12 protein-coding genes are annotated in these 22,435 nt (G+C 30.3%); 10 read left to right on the top strand and 2 right to left on the bottom strand.

Annotation, left to right across the window (positions count from 1 at the left end; all coding sequences use genetic code 11):
• Positions 1-65: 65 nt before the first annotated feature.
• Both DAD81_RS00200 and DAD81_RS00195 read right to left on the bottom strand, forming a co-directional pair.
• The gene (locus DAD81_RS00200) at positions 66-2,588 is read right to left on the bottom strand and encodes a sugar-binding domain-containing protein (protein WP_245949157.1); all 2,523 of its coding nucleotides are present in this window, start codon (positions 2,586-2,588) and stop codon (positions 66-68) included.
• 211 nt (positions 2,589-2,799) lie between these two features.
• On the bottom strand, positions 2,800-4,743 hold the full coding sequence (locus tag DAD81_RS00195; RefSeq protein ID WP_111706209.1) for a beta-agarase: 1,944 nt from the start codon (positions 4,741-4,743) through the stop codon (positions 2,800-2,802).
• A 291-nt stretch (positions 4,744-5,034) separates the two neighbouring features.
• Here DAD81_RS00195 and DAD81_RS00190 point away from each other — a divergent pair, with 291 nt between their 5' ends.
• The 10 genes from DAD81_RS00190 to DAD81_RS00145 all read left to right on the top strand — a co-directional run bounded on the left by DAD81_RS00190 (position 5,035) and on the right by DAD81_RS00145 (position 22,404).
• Positions 5,035-6,639: a tetratricopeptide repeat protein gene (locus DAD81_RS00190; protein WP_111706208.1), complete on the top strand. Its 1,605-nt coding sequence runs from the start codon at positions 5,035-5,037 to the stop codon at positions 6,637-6,639.
• A gap of 178 nt (positions 6,640-6,817) precedes the next feature.
• Positions 6,818-7,489: a bifunctional 4-hydroxy-2-oxoglutarate aldolase/2-dehydro-3-deoxy-phosphogluconate aldolase gene (locus DAD81_RS00185; RefSeq protein WP_218939661.1), complete on the top strand. Its 672-nt coding sequence runs from the start codon at positions 6,818-6,820 to the stop codon at positions 7,487-7,489.
• Between the two features lie 23 nt (positions 7,490-7,512).
• The gene (locus DAD81_RS00180; protein WP_111706207.1) at positions 7,513-8,601 is read left to right on the top strand and encodes a sugar kinase; all 1,089 of its coding nucleotides are present in this window, start codon (positions 7,513-7,515) and stop codon (positions 8,599-8,601) included.
• A gap of 79 nt (positions 8,602-8,680) precedes the next feature.
• Entirely contained in the window at positions 8,681-10,774 is a 2,094-nt protein-coding gene (locus DAD81_RS00175; RefSeq protein WP_245949156.1) for a DUF5696 domain-containing protein, read from the top strand.
• Between the two features lie 195 nt (positions 10,775-10,969).
• Positions 10,970-14,209, top strand: coding sequence for a glycoside hydrolase family 2 TIM barrel-domain containing protein (locus DAD81_RS00170; RefSeq protein ID WP_111706205.1), 3,240 nt, complete (start codon positions 10,970-10,972; stop codon positions 14,207-14,209).
• Between the two features lie 314 nt (positions 14,210-14,523).
• Positions 14,524-16,161, top strand: coding sequence for a tetratricopeptide repeat protein (locus DAD81_RS00165; protein ID WP_111706204.1), 1,638 nt, complete (start codon positions 14,524-14,526; stop codon positions 16,159-16,161).
• Between the two features lie 43 nt (positions 16,162-16,204).
• Complete coding sequence (locus DAD81_RS00160; RefSeq protein WP_111706203.1) at positions 16,205-17,062, top strand: AraC family transcriptional regulator; 858 nt, start codon at positions 16,205-16,207, stop codon at positions 17,060-17,062.
• 135 nt (positions 17,063-17,197) lie between these two features.
• Positions 17,198-19,288 carry a glycoside hydrolase family 127 protein gene (locus tag DAD81_RS00155; RefSeq protein WP_111706202.1) on the top strand — a complete coding sequence of 697 codons (2,091 nt, stop codon included), beginning with the start codon at positions 17,198-17,200 and terminating at the stop codon, positions 19,286-19,288.
• Between the two features lie 46 nt (positions 19,289-19,334).
• Positions 19,335-20,900 carry a sugar porter family MFS transporter gene (locus DAD81_RS00150; RefSeq protein WP_111706201.1) on the top strand — a complete coding sequence of 522 codons (1,566 nt, stop codon included), beginning with the start codon at positions 19,335-19,337 and terminating at the stop codon, positions 20,898-20,900.
• A gap of 10 nt (positions 20,901-20,910) precedes the next feature.
• Entirely contained in the window at positions 20,911-22,404 is a 1,494-nt protein-coding gene (locus tag DAD81_RS00145) for a family 16 glycosylhydrolase (protein ID WP_111706200.1), read from the top strand.
• Positions 22,405-22,435 lie beyond the last annotated feature (31 nt).

Genomic DNA, 22,435 nt, shown 5'->3' with positions numbered 1-22,435 from the left:
ATTTCAAAATTTGTGAAAGTAAAGCTATCAAAAAATATTAAACCTTATAATAACTATTTCAATCATTAAATAACTTTAACAATTACACTTTGCGCTTTCATTCCATCAACTTTCGCAATCACCTCAACTTCAGACATTTTATCCTTTGCTTGAATAATTAACAATGTTTTACCTTGATGCGTAGTATTCACATTAGTTTTAAATTTCTGAATACTATTTTTCCATCCGTTATCTACTCCTAATAATTTAGCTTCACCTACAATTTCAAATGTAATCTCTTTATCATCGGTTAAAACTGGGTTTCCTTTTTCATCAACTAACTGCGCAATAATATGCGCAACATCGTAATTATTTGCTTCTATTTCTTTTTCTTCTAAAGTTAATATAATAGCTGTAGATTTTCTTGCTGTAATTATTTCTGAAGAAAATTCTTTGCCATCTTTTTTACCTTTTGCCACTAATTTACCTTCAGCAAAAGGAACACCCCATTTATAAATATGATCATCAAAGTCTGCTAATTTTTTCAATCCTAATGATTTGTCATTTAAGAACAATTCAATTTCCTCACAATTAGAATACAGTTCAACCGAAATTATTTCTCCGTCATTATAATTCCAATGCTCATTAATAGCATACCATTCCCATAATTGTTTTTTCCATTTTTCAGGATCCTTTGGTGTAATTTCTCCTTTTGAATCTATTTTATTCAGAGATTTTTCAATGTTTTGAGTTGCGAAAAATATATGAGGTTCTGGATTCCACAACGTTTTCATCATATGGTAAGATCCTTTTGCAAAACCAGCAGTATTTAATAACCCTGAAGGTTGCACTCTTGTTGGCCAAGGCGCTCTAATTTCACCCATATAATCAAAACCAGTCCAAATAAACATTCCCGAAACAAATGGTCTTTCCATAACCGCCTTCCACTCATGATATTGCCCTAAACTTTCATTTGCAATTATTGGCTGATTTGGATAATTTTTATGTCCGTAATCGTATAAAATTCTTCTATAACTAAATCCAATAACATCTAACGCATCAGCATAACCAGACTCATAGCTTACAGAAGGTAAAATACAATTTGCCGTAATTGATCTTGAGATATCTAAATCTCTTGTCCACTTTGATAATTTTTTCGCAGTCGCTCCAATATCAAACTTTCCTCTTGGCAAGGTCTCTAATTGATGTTTAATTTCTTTTATTGAATAAGGAGATTCGGACCAAAAATAATTCCCACTCCAACTCATATTATTAAAAAATCCTGTTGCCGCTGCATTTCTAGGATAGGTCCATTCAATTTCATTTCCAATACTCCATTGAAAAACAGATGGGTGATTTCTATGACTTAATACTACAGCTTCTAAATCTTTTTTTGCCCATTCTTGAAAATGCTCTCCATAACCTCTTGTAATATAATCGGTACTTTTAGATTCGTTTTGATTGTAACGTTTATCTTTTGGATTGTCCCATTCGTCAAAAAATTCATCTTGCACTAAGAACCCCATTTCATCACATAAATCTAACAATTCATTTGATGCTGGATTGTGAGAAATACGCAAGGCATTACAACCTCCATCTTTTAAAATCTGCAACCTTCTTTTTAAAACACCTTTTGGAATTGCAGTACCAACCATTCCGCCATCATGATGAATACAAACACCCTTAATCTTCATATTCTCATTATTTAAAAAGAACCCTTCATTTGCATCAAATCGAACGCTTCTTATTCCAAAATTAGTTGTGTATTTATCAATTTCTTTTCCATCTTTTAAAATAGTAGTTACCGCTTTAAACATTTCAGGTTTATCAACACTCCATAAAGTTGGGTTTATAACATCAATCTGCTGACTCACTTCTTTTAACGAATTACCTTCTAGTTTTAAATCAGTATTCACTGAAGAAATTTCTTTATCTGTAGAAGTAATTATAGCAGTTCTTACAACAATATTTTCTTCTGAAGAAAAATCATTTTTAACTGAAACAGCTATATTAACCGTTGCTTTTGATTTTGAAACTTGAGGCGTAGTAACAAATGTTCCCCAAATTGGAATATGTAATTTATTTGTACTAATTAATTTTACATTTCTATAAATACCAGCACCTGTATACCATCTGCTGTCTGCAAATCTTGAATGATCTATCTTAACAACTATTTCATTATTTTTTCCATCCTTGTTAAGGTACTTTGATAAATTGAAATAAAATGGTGAATATCCGTAAGGGTGAAATCCTAATTTAGTACCGTTTATATAAACTTCAGAATTATTATAAACGCCATCAAATAACACATAAACAACTTTGTTTTCGTTAAAAGGAACATCAAATGTTTTTTTGTAGTAGCCGTAACCTTTGCTCGGTAAATAACCAGTTCCCAATGCATCATCTCCTAAGTTTTTATCAAACTCATTTTCAACAGCCCAATCATGCGGAAGATTTAACAATTTAAACTCAGACTGATTAATATCCTTAATATTAACATCATTTTGAGATAAGGCAAATTCCCAGTTTAAATTAAAATTTGAATTTCTTTCACCATTATTTGTAGGTTTGTTAGAACAACTCACCAAGAACACTACTAAAAATAGCATTGATATTTTTTTAAACTGCAACATTAATTTCCTGTTTATCTTTTGTTAATTTCAAACAAAAATCGATTATTTATTTTTTTTTGACTATCACTATAATTTAAAAAAACAGCACTATTGGACTATTAATTTAGATTGAATTTTATTTTTATTGCTTTTAGTAACATTTACAATGTTTACCCCTTTTGAAAACTGAGTCAAATTGAAGTTACCACTAATTCCTTGGTATATCCGATGCATCAACCTCACGAATATTACTGCTAAATTCAAACACTTGCATTGTAACACTACTAATGTGACCTCCATCATCTGAAAACTCAACATCAACCGTATTATTTTTTAAAAGCACATTATAAGGAACAGGAATTTCCAACACACCAAAAAATCGCTCTCTTTGCGCTTGATCATACCCTCTCCAATTATCAGGAACCTCAATTACAGTGTTATTCACTTTAACTTTTGGGTGCAAATTTTTCCCGTGCTCTCTTCCTACTCCAATTCTAAGAACCGCTTCACCATATTTCGATTTTGAAACATTTATTATATTAAATGATTGTGCTTTATTCGCAATTATCGGTTTTAAATAATCTGTAGCATAATATTTAGTTTCTATTGAACTTTCATCAATTATAATATCATCTTTAAAGGTATATTCTAATATTAATGTAGACTCAGCACCAACTTCAACCTCTGAAATTGAAGAGTTAAAAGTCTCTTCTTCCAAAACAGGCACATCTCCGTTCAACGTTAAATGTTTTTTTAAAATACTTTTTATAGCAATGTTCTTAGAATCAAAAATATTTAAATTAATAGTTTCTGCTTGAAAGTTTAAATTATTCACAATCAAATACCCTTTATCACCATCAACATAAGCATCAACCTGAATATCTAAATTATCAGTAGTTGTATCTATTCTTGTTCCCTTTACATTTTTCCATAATTGAAAAAATTTAACCATATCTGTATACACCCATTTCCCAGTATAACTTGTTGGCTCATTTTCTTTCCTCATTAATCTACTTGCATACGGTATATTTAATTTACTTTTAAAACCCCATTCAGCTTTACAAGCTAAAAAATTAATAGCGGAAGCAATAGAATTAGGTCTCTCTAAAAAAGACATTAACAATGAACTTGATGCTTTTATATGCAGCCAATCTCTATAAGGACTCCAAGGTTTATTGTTATAATCATGAGTTTGAGCTCCATATTCTGAAATAACAAAAGGCTTTACTTTATTAAATGAAAGTTTACTGTATTGCTCCATCATATCAAAAGTTGCCTCAACATTACTTCCAGATCTTAATTCCTTCTCACCTCCCCTAATAGACCCAAAATCATACAAATGAATAGACCAAAAATCCATTTTTTCACCTGCAATATCCATAAACAGTTTCCATCTATTATTCCAACGTTGAAAATCACCTACTTCAAAATCTGGAAACGCCGTTGTATAACCACCTATTTTTAAATTAGGAGCTTGCGCTCTTATACCATTAGCTACTTCTACATGAAAATCTGCAATTTCTTTTATAGAGCCTGTATAATTTAATTTACCTCCTAAACTTTCGTAGGACGGTTCGTTAATCACTTCTATATATGAAGGTGTTTTCTGCCCTTCTCCACCATAAAATTCATTTACATAGCGCCCCATATATTCACCTGTAGCGGTTCCATTTGCTAATTTCCAACCTTTACTTGTAGCTTTTTGGCCTTCACCTGTCCAAAAAGGATGTAATTGCCCGGCTATTGTAGCATTTTTTCTAGCTTCGTATTGATGCAGATTTGTTTTCTTTCTAAAATTATTTCTATTAGTTAGACCTTTAGATTTTATTTCACTTGGACTTGCAAAACCAGGTCGAGTGCTATCTTCAGTCACATTATTTAAATTCCACGAAATCCCACCAGTATCTCTTCCTAAATACACATCATAACCATTTAAAAAATCATTACGTAAATCTGATGATAAATTGTCTCCATCCCATTCTTTCTCTGTTTGATTGGCATGGATAACAATAAACTTAGACCTATCAAATGTTGAAATCCCTTCAACGGAATGCTTAACATTTAAATTTGCGTTAACATTCACCTGCCCAAAACAAGTTACAGATAAAAGAAAAAGTACTAAATATTTTAAAACTGATTGAATAAATTTCATGATGGCTCTCTGCTTTTTATAAGAGTTACAAATCTGATGAATTAATATCCAATAACAAAAGAAAATAACTAGACCAAAACTCAACACAGCTAAATTTTTAATAGTTTTTTTCTTGACATTAAAAATTTTAAAACTAAAAATACTACAGCCTAAAACCCTAATATAATTGATATTTAGGATGTTTCATAAAACATTTCAACCATACACAAACTGAACAGTTTAAATTTTAACACCAATTTAAACTAACAAATTTTATTTATATTTGACATCAAATAAACATTAACCACTACAATGCGATTTTCTTTTTTTATTCAATTTTTTATCATTTGCATTAGTCTAAATTCTTTTTCTCAAGAACCTAACAAAGATGATTTAATTTTAAAACAGGCACTTTCATTAAAATTTAACAACCCAGATAGCGCTGCTTATCATTTAAATGAAGGTTATAAACTAAGCATTAAGAAAAATGACACACTTGCAGCAATAAATTTCTTATTAGAATTATCTGAAATTCATTCTCATAACGTTAACTATGGTGATGCCTATGATGGTTATTGGAAAGCGTTATTACTCACAGAACAATCAAACGACTCTATTTCAAAAGCAAAAGTTTATCAAGGGTTAGGCTGGTTATACAGCTTTTATAAAAGAGATGATGAGGCTTTAAAATATTTTAACCTTTCAATAAATATCAGAAAAAACCTTCTGAAGAACTCGTATTACAGACCTTATTTACAAAGTGATTATTTTTCAATCATGAACTTATACCGAGTAAATAAAAAATATGATATGGCTAAAATTTATTTGGATAGCTGCTATCAAATAAAAGATTCTCGTTCGCTTAAAAATAAAAGTTACTACCTTGAAGCTGAACGCGCAATTTTAATGGGAGTTGAAGGAAATTACAAAGACGCTCTTAAATTATTAAACGAGGCTAAAAATCATTTTATAAAAAATGACCCCTCTTATTTAGTAATTATAAATGCATTAATTGGCGAAGTATATAATTTAACTGGAGATAGAGATAAAAGCATCCATTTTTATAAAGAGTCTTTAAATATTTCAAACAAATTTAATAGACATTTAAACTACAAAATTATTACGTATGAAGCTTTATCTGATTTATATTTCAAAAAAAATAATTTAAACGAGGCTTTCAAGTATTTAAAACTTGCAAAATTAAGAAATGACGAAATTTTTGGAAGCCAAAGTGAAAACAACAAACATTTATTAGAAATAAAAGACAAATTTCGCTTAGAAAAGGACAAGCAGGCGCTTTTAATAAATCAACAAAAAATACAAAATTTAGAAAATGAAGAAAAAGTTTTTTTTCTAAAAACAACCATCTTATCTGTAACCATTATATTTCTACTTTTATTTGGCTTTATATGGGTTAAACACATAAGAAATAAACATAAAAATGAAAAAAATATTTTAACAGAAAAACAAAAACTTAGAAATCAAAAACAGCAGGAAATTTTAGAACTCAAAAACAAAGAACTAACCGAATCTGCTTTAAGACTAATTGAAAAAGAAGAATTTATTCAAAGTTTAAAGAAAAAACTTGAAGGTCAGAAAGGAGCAATGGACACTTCCGTTATTAAACGAATGTTAAAAACAATTCAAGACACACCAAATAACAACTGGAAAGAATTTGAAGCTCGTTTTACAAACATCAATCAAAGTTTTTACAACGATTTAAAAAATAAATTCCCTCAATTAAGTCAAACAGATCAAAAAATATGCGCTTTGGTAAAATTAAATTTATCCAGTAAAGATATGGCAAGTTTACTTGGAATCTCAATAGAAAGCGTACACACTTCAAGATACAGATTGAGAAAAAAACTAAAACTCTCTAGAAAGGACAATCTAGAAGAATATATTAACACCTTTTAAATACCGCCTTCTTATTTACCTTAAACCTAAGAAAAGAATTTTAAACTTAGTTTTTAGGGTAATTTTATGCGATTAAAAGGTAAATTATACGAATCTTAGATCGGTTATATGTGCTTTTTTTGTAATGAATAATTATCTTAACTTTTCAACTGAAAAATAATTTAAAACTAAAAAACATATGTATCCAATTGAACAAAAGGCTATGTCTCCTGAAATCATCAACAAAGTTGATAAAGCCGGTATAATAGCTATGCTTATTATTGACGATGTAAAACATGCAGTTCCTGTAGCAAAAGCTCTTTTAAAAGGAGGTATAGATACAATTGAACTTACCCTTAGAACTCCAGCAGCTTTAGATGCTGCAAAAGCCATTAAAAAAGAATTACCACAAGTTTGTTTAGGATTTGGAACTGTTTTAACTATTGATCAAGTAAAAGCGGTATCTGATGTAGGTGCAGATTTTGCAGTATCTCCTGGTTGTAACCCTAAAATTATTGCAGAAGCTATTAAATTAGGCTTATCTTTTTCACCTGGTGTTATGACTCCAACAGATATTGAAATGGCAGTTGAACAAGGGTGTAGAGTTATAAAATATTTCCCTGCAGAATCTTCAGGAGGAATGAATCATTTAGTGAATATGGGTGCTCCATACCAATATTTAGGCCTTAAATACATTCCATTAGGTGGAGTAAATATGGCAAATGCAAAAAGTTATTTAGAATCTAATTTAATTTCAGCAATTGGAGGCTCTTGGATTGCAAAACGTGATTTAATCCTTGCCGAAAACTGGGATCAAATAACAAAAAATGCAAAAGAAATAACAGATTTAGTTAAAGAAATTAGAGGATAACAAAGAAATTAAAAAATATATACATGAAAACAATTGTAACTTTTGGAGAAATAATGGGACGTTTAGCGGCCCCTGGAAATTTACGTTTACGCCAAGCGCGTCAATTAGAAGTGACTTATGCTGGTGCTGAAGCCAGTGTTGCTGCATCTATTTGTAATTTTGGAGGAAAAGCTCGTTACGTAACTGCATTACCAAAACATGCGTTAGCTGAAGCTACAATGGATGCTGTTCGTTCAGTTGGTATTGACACGCAATATGTTTTAAGAACAGACAATGGTCGTTTAGGAACTTATTTTTTAGAAACTGGAGCAAACCAACGCCCAAGCAATGTTATTTACGATAGAGAAGATTCTGCTATTGCTATTACTCCTGCAAGTGCTTATAATTGGACTGAAATTTTTAAAGGTGCTGGTTGGCTACATTTAAGCGGAATTACACCTGCATTATCTAAAAATGCCGCTGAAGCTACTTTAGTTGCGGCTCAAAAAGCACAAGCAGCTGGAGCAAAAGTTTCAATTGATTTAAACTTTAGAGGAAAACTTTGGAAATGGGATACATCTAAATCCGCTCGTGAATTAGCACAAGAAACAATGCGTAAAATTTTACCGTTTATTGATGTTGTTATTGGAAACGAAGAAGATTGTTATGATGTTTTAGGAATTAGAGCTGGGGATACTGATGTACATTCGGGTAAATTAGATACTTCTAGATATCCAGATGTTGCGCGCCAAGTTGTTGCACAATTTCCAAACGTTAGTAAAGCAGCAATTACTTTACGCGAAAGCTTATCTGCTTCACATAACAACTGGGGAGCAATGCTTTACGAAGCGGCTACAGATACACCTTCATTTGCACCATTAGATGCTGAAGGAAACTACGAATCATACAAAATTAAAAATATTGTAGACCGTGTTGGTGGAGGAGATTCTTTTGCCGGAGGTTTAATTTTCGCATTAAACACTCCAGAATTAAGTGATTCTGCAACTGCCGTAAAATATGGTGTTGCTGCATCTTGCTTAAAACACTCTATAAAAGGTGATTTTAATTATTCAACACGTGCTGAAGTGGAGGCTCTTATGGGCGGTTCTGGATCTGGTAGAGTTGTAAGATAGAAAAACAAAAAGGAGTACTAAAATTTTTCTAATTAGTTACTTCTTCATTTAGAAAATAATTAATTATTGAATTTTTAATATGATAAGTACAAAAAGAATACTAAAAATCACAAGTTTTACACTTGTGATTTTTTGTTTGATGCTCATTCAAAGTTGCACATCAAATAAAACAAAGACTGAACAAAACTCAAGTTCAGAATCAGCTATTTTAGAGAATTCTACTATAAAAGTTGTAGTTGATGGAAAAAGCGGATCTTTTCAAGTTACAGAAAAGGAATCTGGACAAATTTGGAAAGCTGACCCTTGGGAAAATGCTGCAGGATTACTTACAATTATTGATTCAAAAGGAAAAAAGCAAACTATTAATATTTCAAATAGTAAATCAATTGAAGTTTCAAAGAAAGATGATTCAACAGTTAATATTAACTTTAGTAATCCAGTTTTTAAAAATAACACTGTTGCTGAAGGAGTATCAATTAAAACTGAAATCCGTTTAACAGATATCAATTCAAAAATAGATATTGAAATAATTTCATATGAAGGTGGAGATTATAAATTAGTTGAATTAAGATATCCTGCAAGAGCATTCAGCCTAGAAACCGATGTTGATAAAGGAGCTGCTGTTATCCCTCAAAAACAAGGTTTAATTTGTCCTTCATATATTTTCCCAATGAATGGAGGTTCTTTCTGTATGTGGGATGACGCTACATATGTACATAAATCTACTGGTAAATTACCTCTTTTCACAAATGGAAGTGGATTATCAATGCCTTGGTGGGGAACTTACAATGAGAAATCTGCTGTAATGGGGATTTTAGACAAATCAACTGATGCCAATATGTTTTTCAACATAAATAACAACGGTCAATACTTATATAACGCTGAAGGAAAAATGTCTCCTAATAAGCGTATCGAATTTTTAGATCCAGTTTGGCCACTAAATAATTCAAAAGAAAAAAAGCGGATAAGCTATCATTTCATTAAAGGTGGCAACTATGTAGATATGGCTAAAACTTACAGAAAAGAAGCTATTGAAAGAGGTTATTTTGTTTCATTAAAAGATAAAGCAAAAAACAATCCTAATGTATCTAAATTACAAGGAGCATTATACATGGGTTTATATGGTGGTTATCCTCATTATGTAAACATGCCAAATATGGCCTTTACATTTAAAGATTTACAAAACATTCTTAAAATTACTCATGATGAGTTAAAGGTTGATAATGCATTTATCCATGCTTGGGGTACATTCTCTAATTTCGCACCAAATTGCTGGCCTATTAGTAAAGAATTAGGAGGTGTTAAAGAATTACGAAAAGCTGTTGACTTAACAAAAAAATACGGATATTTATATTCATCATATCACGCCTACTCACCAATTTTAGAAAATGATCCAGACTTTAATATTAACCTTTTTGAAAAAGATAATAAAGAAAAACTGGTGAATGCTGGAAGTAGATGGGCACGTGTAGATCCAGCATTACAAGTTGGATTGATTAAAAAAAGTTTACATAAAGAAATTGAAGCATTAGGATTAGAAGCAGATATAACGGATATTTCATTTGCTAGATATGATAAAAAATACGATAAAGGAATTAGAGCTCTTGCTGAATATATTGACTCTAAAAATTTGGTTAACGGAACAGAACATGGTCAACAACAATGGATTCCATATTTTGATATGTTTGAAGGAATGACTTATGGTCATTCTACTCCAATGGCCCAAATTTCTCATAGAGCTCCACTATTCAACCTTGTTTATCATGATGCTATTGCCGTATATGGTAAAATTCAAGATCCGGACAATCAAATGTCATCTAATGGAGATTTTAGAGTTAAATCTTTAAGAAACATGCTTTTTGGATTAGGTACAACAATTTTCTTTTCTCCTTATGAATTTGAAGGAATGAAAGACATGATTAAAATGGCAAATGAAACTGTAAGTCCGGTTCATAGAGAAACATTCTTTGAAGAACTAGTAAGTCATGAATATTTATCACTCGATTTTAAACTTCAAAAAACAACCTTTGCTTCTAATACAGAAGTAATCGTTAATTTAGGACCTGTAAAACAAACTACACTAGATGGAATTACAATTCCAGGCTATGGATATCAAGTTAAATTTAAAAACGGAACTATTAAAAAAGGTAAGTTTAAAATAAGTGTAAACTAATTATAGTTGAAGTAAAATTATATTAAAGCCATGGATTCTTTTTTTTAACTAGATATAAACTGAACATTATTGTTTGGTACAAAAAAACGTACTAATTTGGTAAATTATAAATTAAAATGTAAAAAAAATCAATTTCTGTTGTATAGCTTTATTATATAAAATAAGACATTGTTTCATCTAATTAAATATAAAAAAATGAAAATAAAATTTCTGATTCTTAGTTTTGTAGCTCTTCTTAGCTTTCAAAACACTTTTTCTCAAAACGATTGGGAAAACGAGTTAATGTTTGAACAAAATAAAATGCGCTCTCGTGTACCAAGTTATTCGTTCAAAAACCATCAAGATGCCTTAACCGGAAATAGAGATGTTTCAAGAATAAAATCATTAAACGGAACTTGGAAATTTAACTATGTTGGAAAGTCTAGCGATAGACCTCAAGATTTTATTGCAAAAGACTTTAATGGAGATTCAAAAGATTGGAAAGATATTCCAGTTCCTTCAAATTGGGAAATAGAAGGACACGGACAACCTATTTATTCAAATATTATTTATCCGTTTACTCCTGATATTTTTAAAGGAGGCACAAGAAATTTTAACTATATGGGGCCTCACCCACCTCAATTTCCTTATATAGAAAAATATAGAGACAACCCGGTTGGTAGTTATTATAGAGATTTCACAATTCCTGAAGATTGGGATAATCAATCTGTAATTCTTCATTTTGGCGGAGTTTCATCGGCTTTTTATGTTTGGGTGAATGGTAAAAAAGTTGGGTATAGCCAAGGAAGTAGATTGGCTGCTGAATTTGATATAACTGAATTTATTTCCGAAGGGAAAAACCGTGTAGCTGTGCAAGCTTTTAGATGGAGTGATGGTAGTTATTTAGAAGATCAAGATATGTGGCGTTTAAGTGGAATTCACAGAGAGGTTATGTTACTTGCTCAACCAAAAATTGCTTTAAACGACTTTTTTGCAAGAACTAAATTTGATTCAGATTTAAAAGATGCTAAACTTGAAATTAGACCAATTATTTGGATGAAAGGTGATGCTGAAAAATTAAAAGGATGGGAATTAAATGCAGAGTTATACAATGCAAACAATGAGAAAGTATTAGAAAAACCAATGACAGCTTCCATAGAAGCTATTCATTTTGAAAGATGGCCACAACGTGATATTACAAAGTTTGCTTTTTTAGAAGCAAACATAAAAAATCCAAACAAATGGTCTTCAGAAAATCCATATTTATACACATTGGTAATTGATGTAACTGATCCAAATGGAAAGGTTGTAGAATCAAGAAGTCAAAAAATTGGATTCAGACAAGTTTCTTTTAGTGATAAAAATGAGTTATTAGTAAATGGAAAACCTGTAAAAATTATGGGTGTAAATCGCCACGATCATAGCCCAACAGGTGGTAAAGCTCTAACAAGAAAAGAAATGGAAACTGATGTTAAATTATTGAAACAATTCAATTTTAATGCAGTTAGAACGTCTCACTACCCAAACGACCCATATTTTTATGAATTATGCAATAAATATGGTGTTTACGTAATGGACGAAGCAAATATTGAAACACATCATTTAGGAAGTTATGCGCCTCAACAACCAAGCTTGGCAATCCCTATTTTAAGTAGAATTATGCGAATGGTTGACCGAGACAAAAATAACCCAAGTATTATTTCGTGGTCAATGGGTAATGAAGCCGGTTCTGGGCCAGCCTTTGCTGCAGCTGCAGGTTGGATTAGAGATTATGACCCATCGCGTTTTGTACATTATGAAGGAGCGCAAGGTGACCCTACAGATCCAGATTATAAAGAAGGTGCAGAAGGCCAAGCATTATTTAGAGGTCCTGTACACGCGAACCCTGATGATCCAGATTATGTTGATGTTTTAAGTAGAATGTATCCGGAAATTTACCAACTTAAAAACATGTCTGAAAACAAACATATAAACAGACCAATTGTTATGTGTGAATATGCACATGCAATGGGTAATTCTATTGGTGGTTTAGGTGAATACTGGGATTTAATTAACTCTAAACCAAACCTTATTGGTGGTTTTATTTGGGATATGATAGATCAAGGTTTAGAAACAACAAACAATAAAGATGAAAAATATTATGCTTATGGTGGAGATTTTGGAGATATTCCAAACGATAAAAACTTTTGTATAAATGGTGTTTTCTCACCAAACAGAACGCCAAATCCACACGCTTGGGAATGTAAATACATATTTCAACCATTTAATTTTAAAGACGTAGCTATTGCGACCGGAAAAATTTCAGCAATAAACCATTTAAATTTTACCAATTTAAACAACTACGAAGTACATTGGTCTCTTTCTGAAAACGGAAAACAATTACAATCTGGTATTTTAGAAGATGTAGATGTAAAAGCCGCAACTTCTGAAACCTTAAATATTCCATTTAAAAAAGTAAGATTTAAAGATGACGCAGAATATTGGATAAAAATTAGTGTACAAGAAAAAGCAGATCGTTTTTGGGCTAATAAAGGTTATGAGATTGCTAAAGATCAAATATTACTAAAAGCTAGAAAATTTTCAAATGAATATTCTTCAAAATCAAAATCTACACTTTCTTCAACAGAAATAAATAATGAGATAATTGTTAAAGGAAAACGTTTTTCAGCAAAAGTTTCTAAAACAAATGGAGAATTAACTTCTTTTATTTCAAACGGTAAAGAACAAATAATCTCACCTTTAAAACCAAACTTTTTTCGTCCTCCTATTGATAATGATTTAAGAGGCGCAAGCAGTAAAATGTTTAGAGATTCAAGAAAATTCTGGGAGTTTTTGAATGATAAATTAAAAACAACTTCAGTAAAAAGCACTTCAAACAAAAATAATGAAGCTATTGTTACAGTTAAAAAAGAATTAAACAATGACGTTAAACTGGAAATTAATTATAAATTTTTAAGTGATGGGCGGGTTGTTGTAAAAATGGATATGGATGCGAAAGAATCATTACCTGGCCTAATTAGATTTGGTATGACAATGGGAGTTCCTAACAGTTACAAAAACACAAAATTTTACGGAAAAGGTCCTTGGGAAAATTATATTGATAGAAAACGAGGAACTGAAGTTGATGAATTTTCGTTTAAAACAGACGATTTATTTTACAACTACGTATTTCCTCAAGAAAATGGAAATAGAAGTGATGTTAGATGGTTAAAATTATCATCATCAAACAAAGCAGGATTATCAATTAAAGGATCACCAGAATTTGGATTCTCTATTTGGCCATATTCAGCAGAAAATATTTCGAAAGCTAAACATCCATTCGATTTAGAAAAACAAGGTTTTTACACATTAAATTTAGATTTAATTCAAATGAGTGTAAATGGAACTTTATCTGAAACGCTTCCTAAATATATAATCCATTCAGGTAATTACAGTTTTGAATTTGTATTAGAATAAATCTTTTAAAATAACAACTCTAATAAAAAAGAGGCTGTCTAAAAAGGCTTAAAACTAGTCATTATGAAACAAATTGATAATGATTAAAATTTCGCTTTTCAGACAGCCTTTTTTTATAAATTAAACTCTCACCTTAAGTGAAAAATGAATATTTTCAGTTCTATATTACCATATTTATTAAAACTAAAACAAAAAAAACTAAATAAAAACTAAACATTTATATATTTAACACTTAAAACTACACTTGATTAAGTATTCTGCCATATATTAGTTTAGGCATAAAAATCAATACTTTACGAGCTTTTATTTTTAAGATGAATAAAAATATAAATAAACACTGGCACAAAATTACCTTAACAATTACTTTTCTAATTGTTTTGCTACATTGGTCTGTTGTTTTTTCATTTCAAAACACAAACATATTCCAACAAGAAGATTTCATATTAAAAGATCAAGAAAATATTATCTCAGATTCTATTAACTCTTTAGAATTGTCTTTTAACAATTTTATTAATGAAGGAGACACAATACAGGCAATTAGAATTTTAAATAAATTAGCACGTGTTTATAGTCACCAAGGAAACCACAAAAAATCTTATGATAAATTATGGGCGGCTCTAATTTTAGCTGACATAACCAATGAAAAGAATACTAAATCCTTAATTTATAGGGAAATTGGGCGGCATTATAGCTATTATCACAGAAAAGAAAAAGCCTTATATTTTTTAAACCTATCTTTAGATATAAAAAAGAAATTAGTTAAAAATGGTAAAATTGATGCAAATAAATTAGTTGATAATTATTTGGCCTTTACAGCTACTTATAGAGAATTAAATAATTTTGAATTAGGAGAGAAATACTTAGATAGCTGTAAGCTTTATTTTAACCCTAGAATTGAAAAAAATAAAGAAAATTTTTTAAAATTTGAAGAAGCCGTACTTCTTAGTCATAAAGGTAAAGATGATGCTGCAATTGAATTATTTAACAAACTTATCCCTAAATTTATTGAAAGCCAATATAGCTATCAAGTATTAATTTATAAGTATTTAGGAGATAGTTACCAGAATAAAGGAAATTTTATTAAAAGTAAGTTTTGTTATAATAAAGCAATAGAAATTTCAAAACTAAAAAATGCTCATAAAGATTTTGTTCCTTTAATTTATCAAGCACTTTCAAATCTCTACTTTTCAAAAGAGAAATATTTACAAGCGTACAGTGCTTTAAAAAAAGCCAAAGACTTAGATGCTATTTTTTTTGATAGTAGAAGTGTTAATAATGCTCCCTTATTAGAAATTCAAGATGAATTTAGGAAAGAAAAAGAAGGTCAAGCCAAGTTTTTACAAGAACAAAAATTAAAACAATTTGAACATGAAGAAAAAGTAGCGTTTTTAGAAAAACTATTACTTTGGGGAATTGTTATTTTTTTAATTTTATTTGGAATAATTTCTTTTAGAAGTTTAAGAACCAAACATAGAGTAGAAAAAAAACTATTGAGGAAAGAAAGAGAGTTAGAAAAACAGAAAGACAAAGAAGTTATTGAATTAAAAAACAAAGAATTGGCAACCTCTGTATTAAAATTAATTGAAAAGGATGTTCTCTTAGAACAAATTAAAGACAAACTTTCAAAAAATAATGTTTCAGAAATACATGACATTTCTAAAAAAATCATCAACTCTATATCAAACAGAAAAAATGAAAACTGGAATGAATTTCAAGCAAGATTTGTTTCTATAAATAAAAGTTTTTACAAAAAATTAGAATCCGACTTCCCTAATTTAACTATGAACGATCAAAAATTGTGCGCCTTAATTAAATTAAATTTTTCAAGTAAAGATATAGCACAACTATTAAATATGTCTATTGAAAGTGTTCATACAACAAGAAGTAGATTAAGAAAAAAATTAAACATTACAAGAGAGGTAAACTTAAAACAGTTTATTTCTAATATATAAAAAAGTTAACCAGCTTAAGTTATAACAATTAAATGTGTGAATTATGAAATTAGTATTAAAAAACACAGACCATTCTGCTAACACCAGAATAAATATTCTAAAAAAGGAAGTACCTTGTTTAGATGCCGCATGGCACTACCATTCTCAATATGAACTTTTATACATTTCTAAAAGTACTGGAATCCGTTTTGTAGGAGACAGTGTTTCTCAGTTTTCACCAGGAGATTTAGTACTTGTTGGGCCTTATTTACCTCATTTATGGAGAAATGATGCTAATTACTACACTGGAGACGATTCTGTTAGTGTAAAAACCATTGTAACTAAATTCAATAAAAATTTTATTGGTGAAGGTACCTTTGACAATCCAGAATTTTCAGAGATTAATAAAATGCTTGAAGAGTCAAAATACGGAATCTGCTTTGGAAATGATACTAGCAAAAGTCTACACGATGAAATTATGGAACTTTCAAATTTAAACCCAGCATTACAAAGCATTAAATTATTAGACATTCTTAACAGGCTTTCAACTACTGATGACAAAACAGTATTATCTTCATCTGACATGCGCCAATACACTTCAGAAAATTCGGATAGAATAGATGTTGTTTTAAAATACATTTCTGATAATTACGCTAGTTATATTGGACTAAATGATGTTGCTGAAATTGCTTGTATGACAACAAATTCTTTTTGTAGATTTTTTAAAAAAATGACAAACAAATCATTTACCCAATTTTTAAATGAAGTCCGTATTAGAAATGCTACTCGGTTATTAATTCAAGGTAGTTTACCCGTTTCTGAAGTTTGTTATATTGTTGGCTACAACTCTATTACCAATTTTAATAAACAATTTAAACAAATTATGAATTGTACACCAAAAGGTTATAGACAAACTATCTAATTATTCAGCTTTTAATTGGTTGTTTTTAAGACTAAAATAACTTAAAGATAAAATACGGTTAAGTGAGGGTAAATTTCACCAATATTCTTTAAAAAAAATAGAGTTATTTTGTTAAATAATAACAATTTACAACTAATGAAAATAATAAACATATTAATAATTAGTATCCTTTTTATAAATATTTCGTGTAAAAAAACCGAAGATACTTCCTCTCAAAAATTACCGGCCATAACTTCAAAAAAAATAGTTGCTAATTTTGATAAAAATAGTGGTATTATTAATAACACAAATAGTCCTTATGTTCAATTAAAAAGCATAAACATTGGAGATTGTACTTGGACAGATGGTTTTTGGGCTGAAAAATTTAAAATAGCTTCAGAAAATATGGTTCCATATATGGGTGAAGTTTTGTGTGGTGATACTGGCCATGCTTTAAATAACTTTAAAATTGCAGCTGGGTTAAAAGAAGGAGAACATAATGGAATGCGCTGGCATGATGGTGATTTCTACAAGTTTATGGAAGCTAAAACATATGTATATGCCCAAACAAAAGACAAAAAATTACTTGACGAATTAGATGAATATATTCAAATTTTAGCCAAGGCTCAAAGAGAAGATGGCTACCTACAAACTCAAATTCAATTAAATCCTAAAGTTGGTCGCTACGAAAATCGTAAATACCATGAAATGTATAATACAGGTCATTTACTAACGAGCGCTTGTATTCATTTTAGAATAACGGGACAAACCAATTTTTTGAATCTTGCCATAAAACATGCCGATTTATTGTACAATAATTTTATACCTGAAGATGAAGAAATGGGACGTTTTGGATTTAACCAAACACAAATTATGGGATTGGTTGAATTGTACCGCACTACTAAAGATAAAAAATATCTTGAATTAGCTGAAAAATTTATAAATAATAGAGGAAAATATAAAGTTGCTGAATCTGCTTCTACTAAAGGATATCCTATTGGGGATATGGTTCAAGAAAGAATTCCTCTAAGAAAAGAAACCGAAGCTGTTGGCCATGCTGTTCTTGCATTGTACTATTATGCAGGTGCTGCTGACGTCGCTGCAGAAACTGGTGAAAAAGAATTAATTGATGCATTAGATAGACTTTGGAAAAATGTAACACAGAAAAAAATGTATGTTACAGGCGCTCTAGGACAAACACATTATGGAGCATCTTCTAGAAGAGACAAAATTGAAGAAGGTTTTATTGATGAATATATGATGCCAAATATGACCGCATATAATGAAACTTGCGCTAATATTTGTAATTCAATGTTCAGTTATAGAATGTTAGGATTACATGGAAAATCTAAATATGCTGATATTATGGAATTGGTAGTTTATAATAGCGGACTTTCTGGAATAAGTTTAGAAGGTAAAGATTATTATTACGCCAACCCTTTAAGAGTAATAGATGGCACACGAGATTACTCTAAAATGAATACCGAATTCCCTGTACGTCAACCATACTTAAACTGTTTTTGTTGCCCTCCAAACTTAGTACGTACAATTGCAAAACTTTCAGGATGGGCATATAGCAAATCAAAAAACGGTATTTCAGTAAACCTTTATGGAGGAAATAAATTAACAACTACCCTACTTGATGGTTCTGATATTCAATTATCTCAAGTTACAGAATATCCTTGGAAAGGATCTGTTAAAATTACTATTGAAAAATGTAAAAATGAAGCATTTGACATACTCCTTCGTATACCTAGCTGGGCTGTAAATTCAAAAGTATTAGTAAATGGAAAAGAATCAGACACAACTATAAAAGAAGGAACTTTTGCAACAATAAACCGCTCATGGAAAAAAGGAGATATTATTTCTTTAGAAATGCCAATGGAAATAAAATTTATTGAAGGACATACTCGTATTGAAGAAGTTCGTAATCAGGTTGCTGTAAAACGCGGACCAATAGTTTATTGTATAGAAACTCCAGATTTACCAAAGGATACTAAAATAGTTGATGTTTATCTTAATTCAAACTCAAAACTAAAAGCAACCTTTAAATCAGGATTTTTAGGCGGTGTTTCAACAATTGAAACAGACATTTTATTGCGTAAAAACAGCAACGAAGAACATATGTATAAAACAATTAAAAAACCTATTTTTGATACTTATGAAACACAATTCATCCCTTACTATTCCTGGAGTAATAGAGGACATTCAGAGATGTCAGTTTTCGTTCCAATTATATGGAATTAATTTGCTAAGTTTAACAAAAAAATAACCTAATTTAAATTATTATTTGATGAGTTCACACAAAAAAAATGCATTTACTTTTGCTACAATTGTAGCTATGGGAGGTTTTGTTTTCGGTCTTGATGCAGCCTTAATTTCAGGAACAGTAAAATTTATTTCTGAAGAGTTTTCATTAAATTCAATACAATTAGGTATTGTAGTTGGAGCGCCAAGTATTGGAGTTTTACTGGCCTTATTTTTTGCAGGAAGTGCGTGTAATGCATTAGGAAGACGAAAAACTTTACAAATTATTGCTGCTTTTTATTTAGTATCAGCTGTTTCATCTGCACTTGCACCTAGTTACATTACCTTGGTTGCTGCTCGTTTTTTAGGAGGATTAGCATTTAGTTCTATCTCTGTTGCTTCTATGTATATTGGTGAAATAGCCCCTCCAAAATGGAGAGGAAAACTGGTTTCAATGACTCAAATTAATATTGTACTAGGTTTATCCGCAGCATATTTTATCAACTATTTAATAATACAATATACAAATTCAGATGCTGCTTGGGTAGATAGTATAGGTTTAAAAGAAAACACTTGGAGATGGATGTTAGGTTCTGAAATTTTACCAGCATTTTTATGGTTAATATTATTATTCTTTATTCCACGTAGCCCATCTTGGTTAGTATACAATGGTAAACCCGAAGAAGCCGAAAGAACACTTTCAAAATTAATTCCTAAAAATGAGATTCCACACCAACTTGCAGACATGAAAAAAAGTCTTGACAGTGGAGAAGCTAACAGATCAATACAATCTCAATTAAAAGAAGTTTTTAGTAAAAAAATGCGTGTAACATTTATAATAGCTATAACCATTGCGATTGCACAACAATCAACTGGTATTAATGCCATTTTATTTTATGCTCCAACTGTTTTTGAACAATTAGGAGGTGGTACTGACGCTGCTTTTATGCAATCTATTTATATTGGTTTAACCAGTGTAGTTTTTACCATTTTAGGTTTATTATTAGTTGATAAATTAGGAAGAAGACCACTTATAATTTGGGGTATGGTTTGGATTATTTTAAGTCTTGGAATTTGTTTTTACGGATTTAAATCTGCTAGTTATACAATTTCTTCATCTTCCATTTCAGAATTAACAACTATTCCAAATGCTGAAAGATTAAATTCAATAGCAAATAAAAGTTATGGAAGCGATATAGAATTTAAAGAAGCTCTTACTGAAACTTTAGGTGAAGTAGACGCCCGTAATTACTCAAGTGTTTTAATAGAAAAAGCAGCTGATATTAATGCCATTTTAATTTTAATTGGTATTCTTAGTTTTATTGCTGCATTTCATTTTTCAGTTGGTCCGGTTATGTGGGTTCTATTTTCTGAAATATTTCCAATTTCAATTAGAGGTATTGCAATTCCTTTTTTCACCTTAATTACAAGTTTAGTAAGTTCATTGGTCCAAATATTTTTCCCAAAACAACTAGAAACTATTGGAATAAGCAACACGTTGCTTTTTTACGCTATAACTGTAGCAATTGGTTTAGTTATTCTTTACAAATATTTAATAGAAACAAAAGGAATGACTATTGAAGAAATTCAATTAAAACTGCAAAAAAAATAAACCATTAATTATGAAGCACATTAGATTTTACGCACTCTCATTAGCTTTATTTACATTGATAAATATAAGTTGCGAGCAAAAAAAACCTACTAATTCTGCTGTTAAAAAAACAATTCCTGCATCAAGGTTTTACCCTTTTTCTGATCTTGAAAACAAAGATGGTTGGGTTTTAAATGAAGAAATATCTGATGAATTTGAAGGAACTTCAATTGATACAACAAAATGGTTTGTTGAAGGTTTAAATAATCAATATTATATATGGAAAGGAAGAGCTCCTTCTCAATTTGTTCCTCACAATGTTCGTGTAGAAGATAGTAAACTAAAATTAAGAACAGCTTGGGAGCCTGACTATAATTTCTTCAAAGAAACATATACCGATGGAAATATGGGAACTTCTAAATATGGTGAGTATAAAGGAAAACCTATGCCAGTAACAACTGCTGGAGTTATTTCTAAAAAACGATTTTTAAACGGTTACATGGAAGTAAAATCTAAAGTTGGAAACGCTGCAATAACAGGTGCTTTTTGGGCTATTGGTTATGAACAAGAACTAGATGTTTATGAATTAATGGGAAATCCCAAAAAAGAAGGAAACATTAAAGAAAATTCTTATTTAGCAACGGCGCACGATTGGAGTCCACCGGCTGTTAGACCTACAAATGTTTTTCAACATACAGAAGATTTAACATACAGAACAGCAGATGAATTTCACGTGTATGGAGCTGAATGGGGCGAAGATTTTTTGAAATTATTTATTGATGGAAAAATGATACATCAATTTTCACAAAATGATGTTGGGTTGGATTGGGTGTTAAACAACCCTATGGAAATTTGGTTAGATTCTGAAATATTCTTTTGGTTAGGGCTTCCTCATAAAGAAGAACTTCCAGTAGATTTTGAAATTGAATATATAAGAGTTTGGCAAAAGCCTTCGGATAATTTATTGGCAAAAGACCGTGCTTTTTATGGTTTTGAAGGCCCTATTTTATTTGAAGAAAACCCAAGACCCTTAACTATGGTTCCTGAAGATTCTACCCCAAACAACTATCAAAAGTTTTGGTTGATAGATGAAGCTTCTTCAAAATATTTTTCAATTGTAGAAGGACAATACGCAAGTGGTGTAGAAAGTCTTCAATTTGCTGGATATGGAAAAAACGAAAAATTTGAAGTTGAAAAGGCTACTATTTCAACACCTGAAGGCGCTATAAATATTGGAACTGGCGACTATACTTTTTCAATGAAAATTTGGTTAGATCAAGGTAGAATTGCAGATAAAATTCATGTTTCTTTTCAAAACCCTAAATTGGAGATAGAATTTAAAGATTTATCAAAATTAGATCGCCGCCAATGGGTAACTGTTGAAACAAACATTTCAAGAATTGCAACCTCTGCCAAAAACGATCAACTTATAATTGAAATTAGAAAAGAAGATTTACCAAAGGATAAAGCTCCTAAGTTGTTTATAGACGACATTGCTATAAAAAAAGTAAAGAGTAAAGAGTAAAGAGTAAAGAGTAAAGAGTAAGATCACACTA

Source organism: Lutibacter citreus, assembly GCF_003260195.1.
Classification (GTDB): domain Bacteria; phylum Bacteroidota; class Bacteroidia; order Flavobacteriales; family Flavobacteriaceae; genus Lutibacter; species Lutibacter citreus.
Note: the sequence above shows the minus strand (reverse complement) of the source record. Positions and strands in the feature narration are given on the sequence as shown.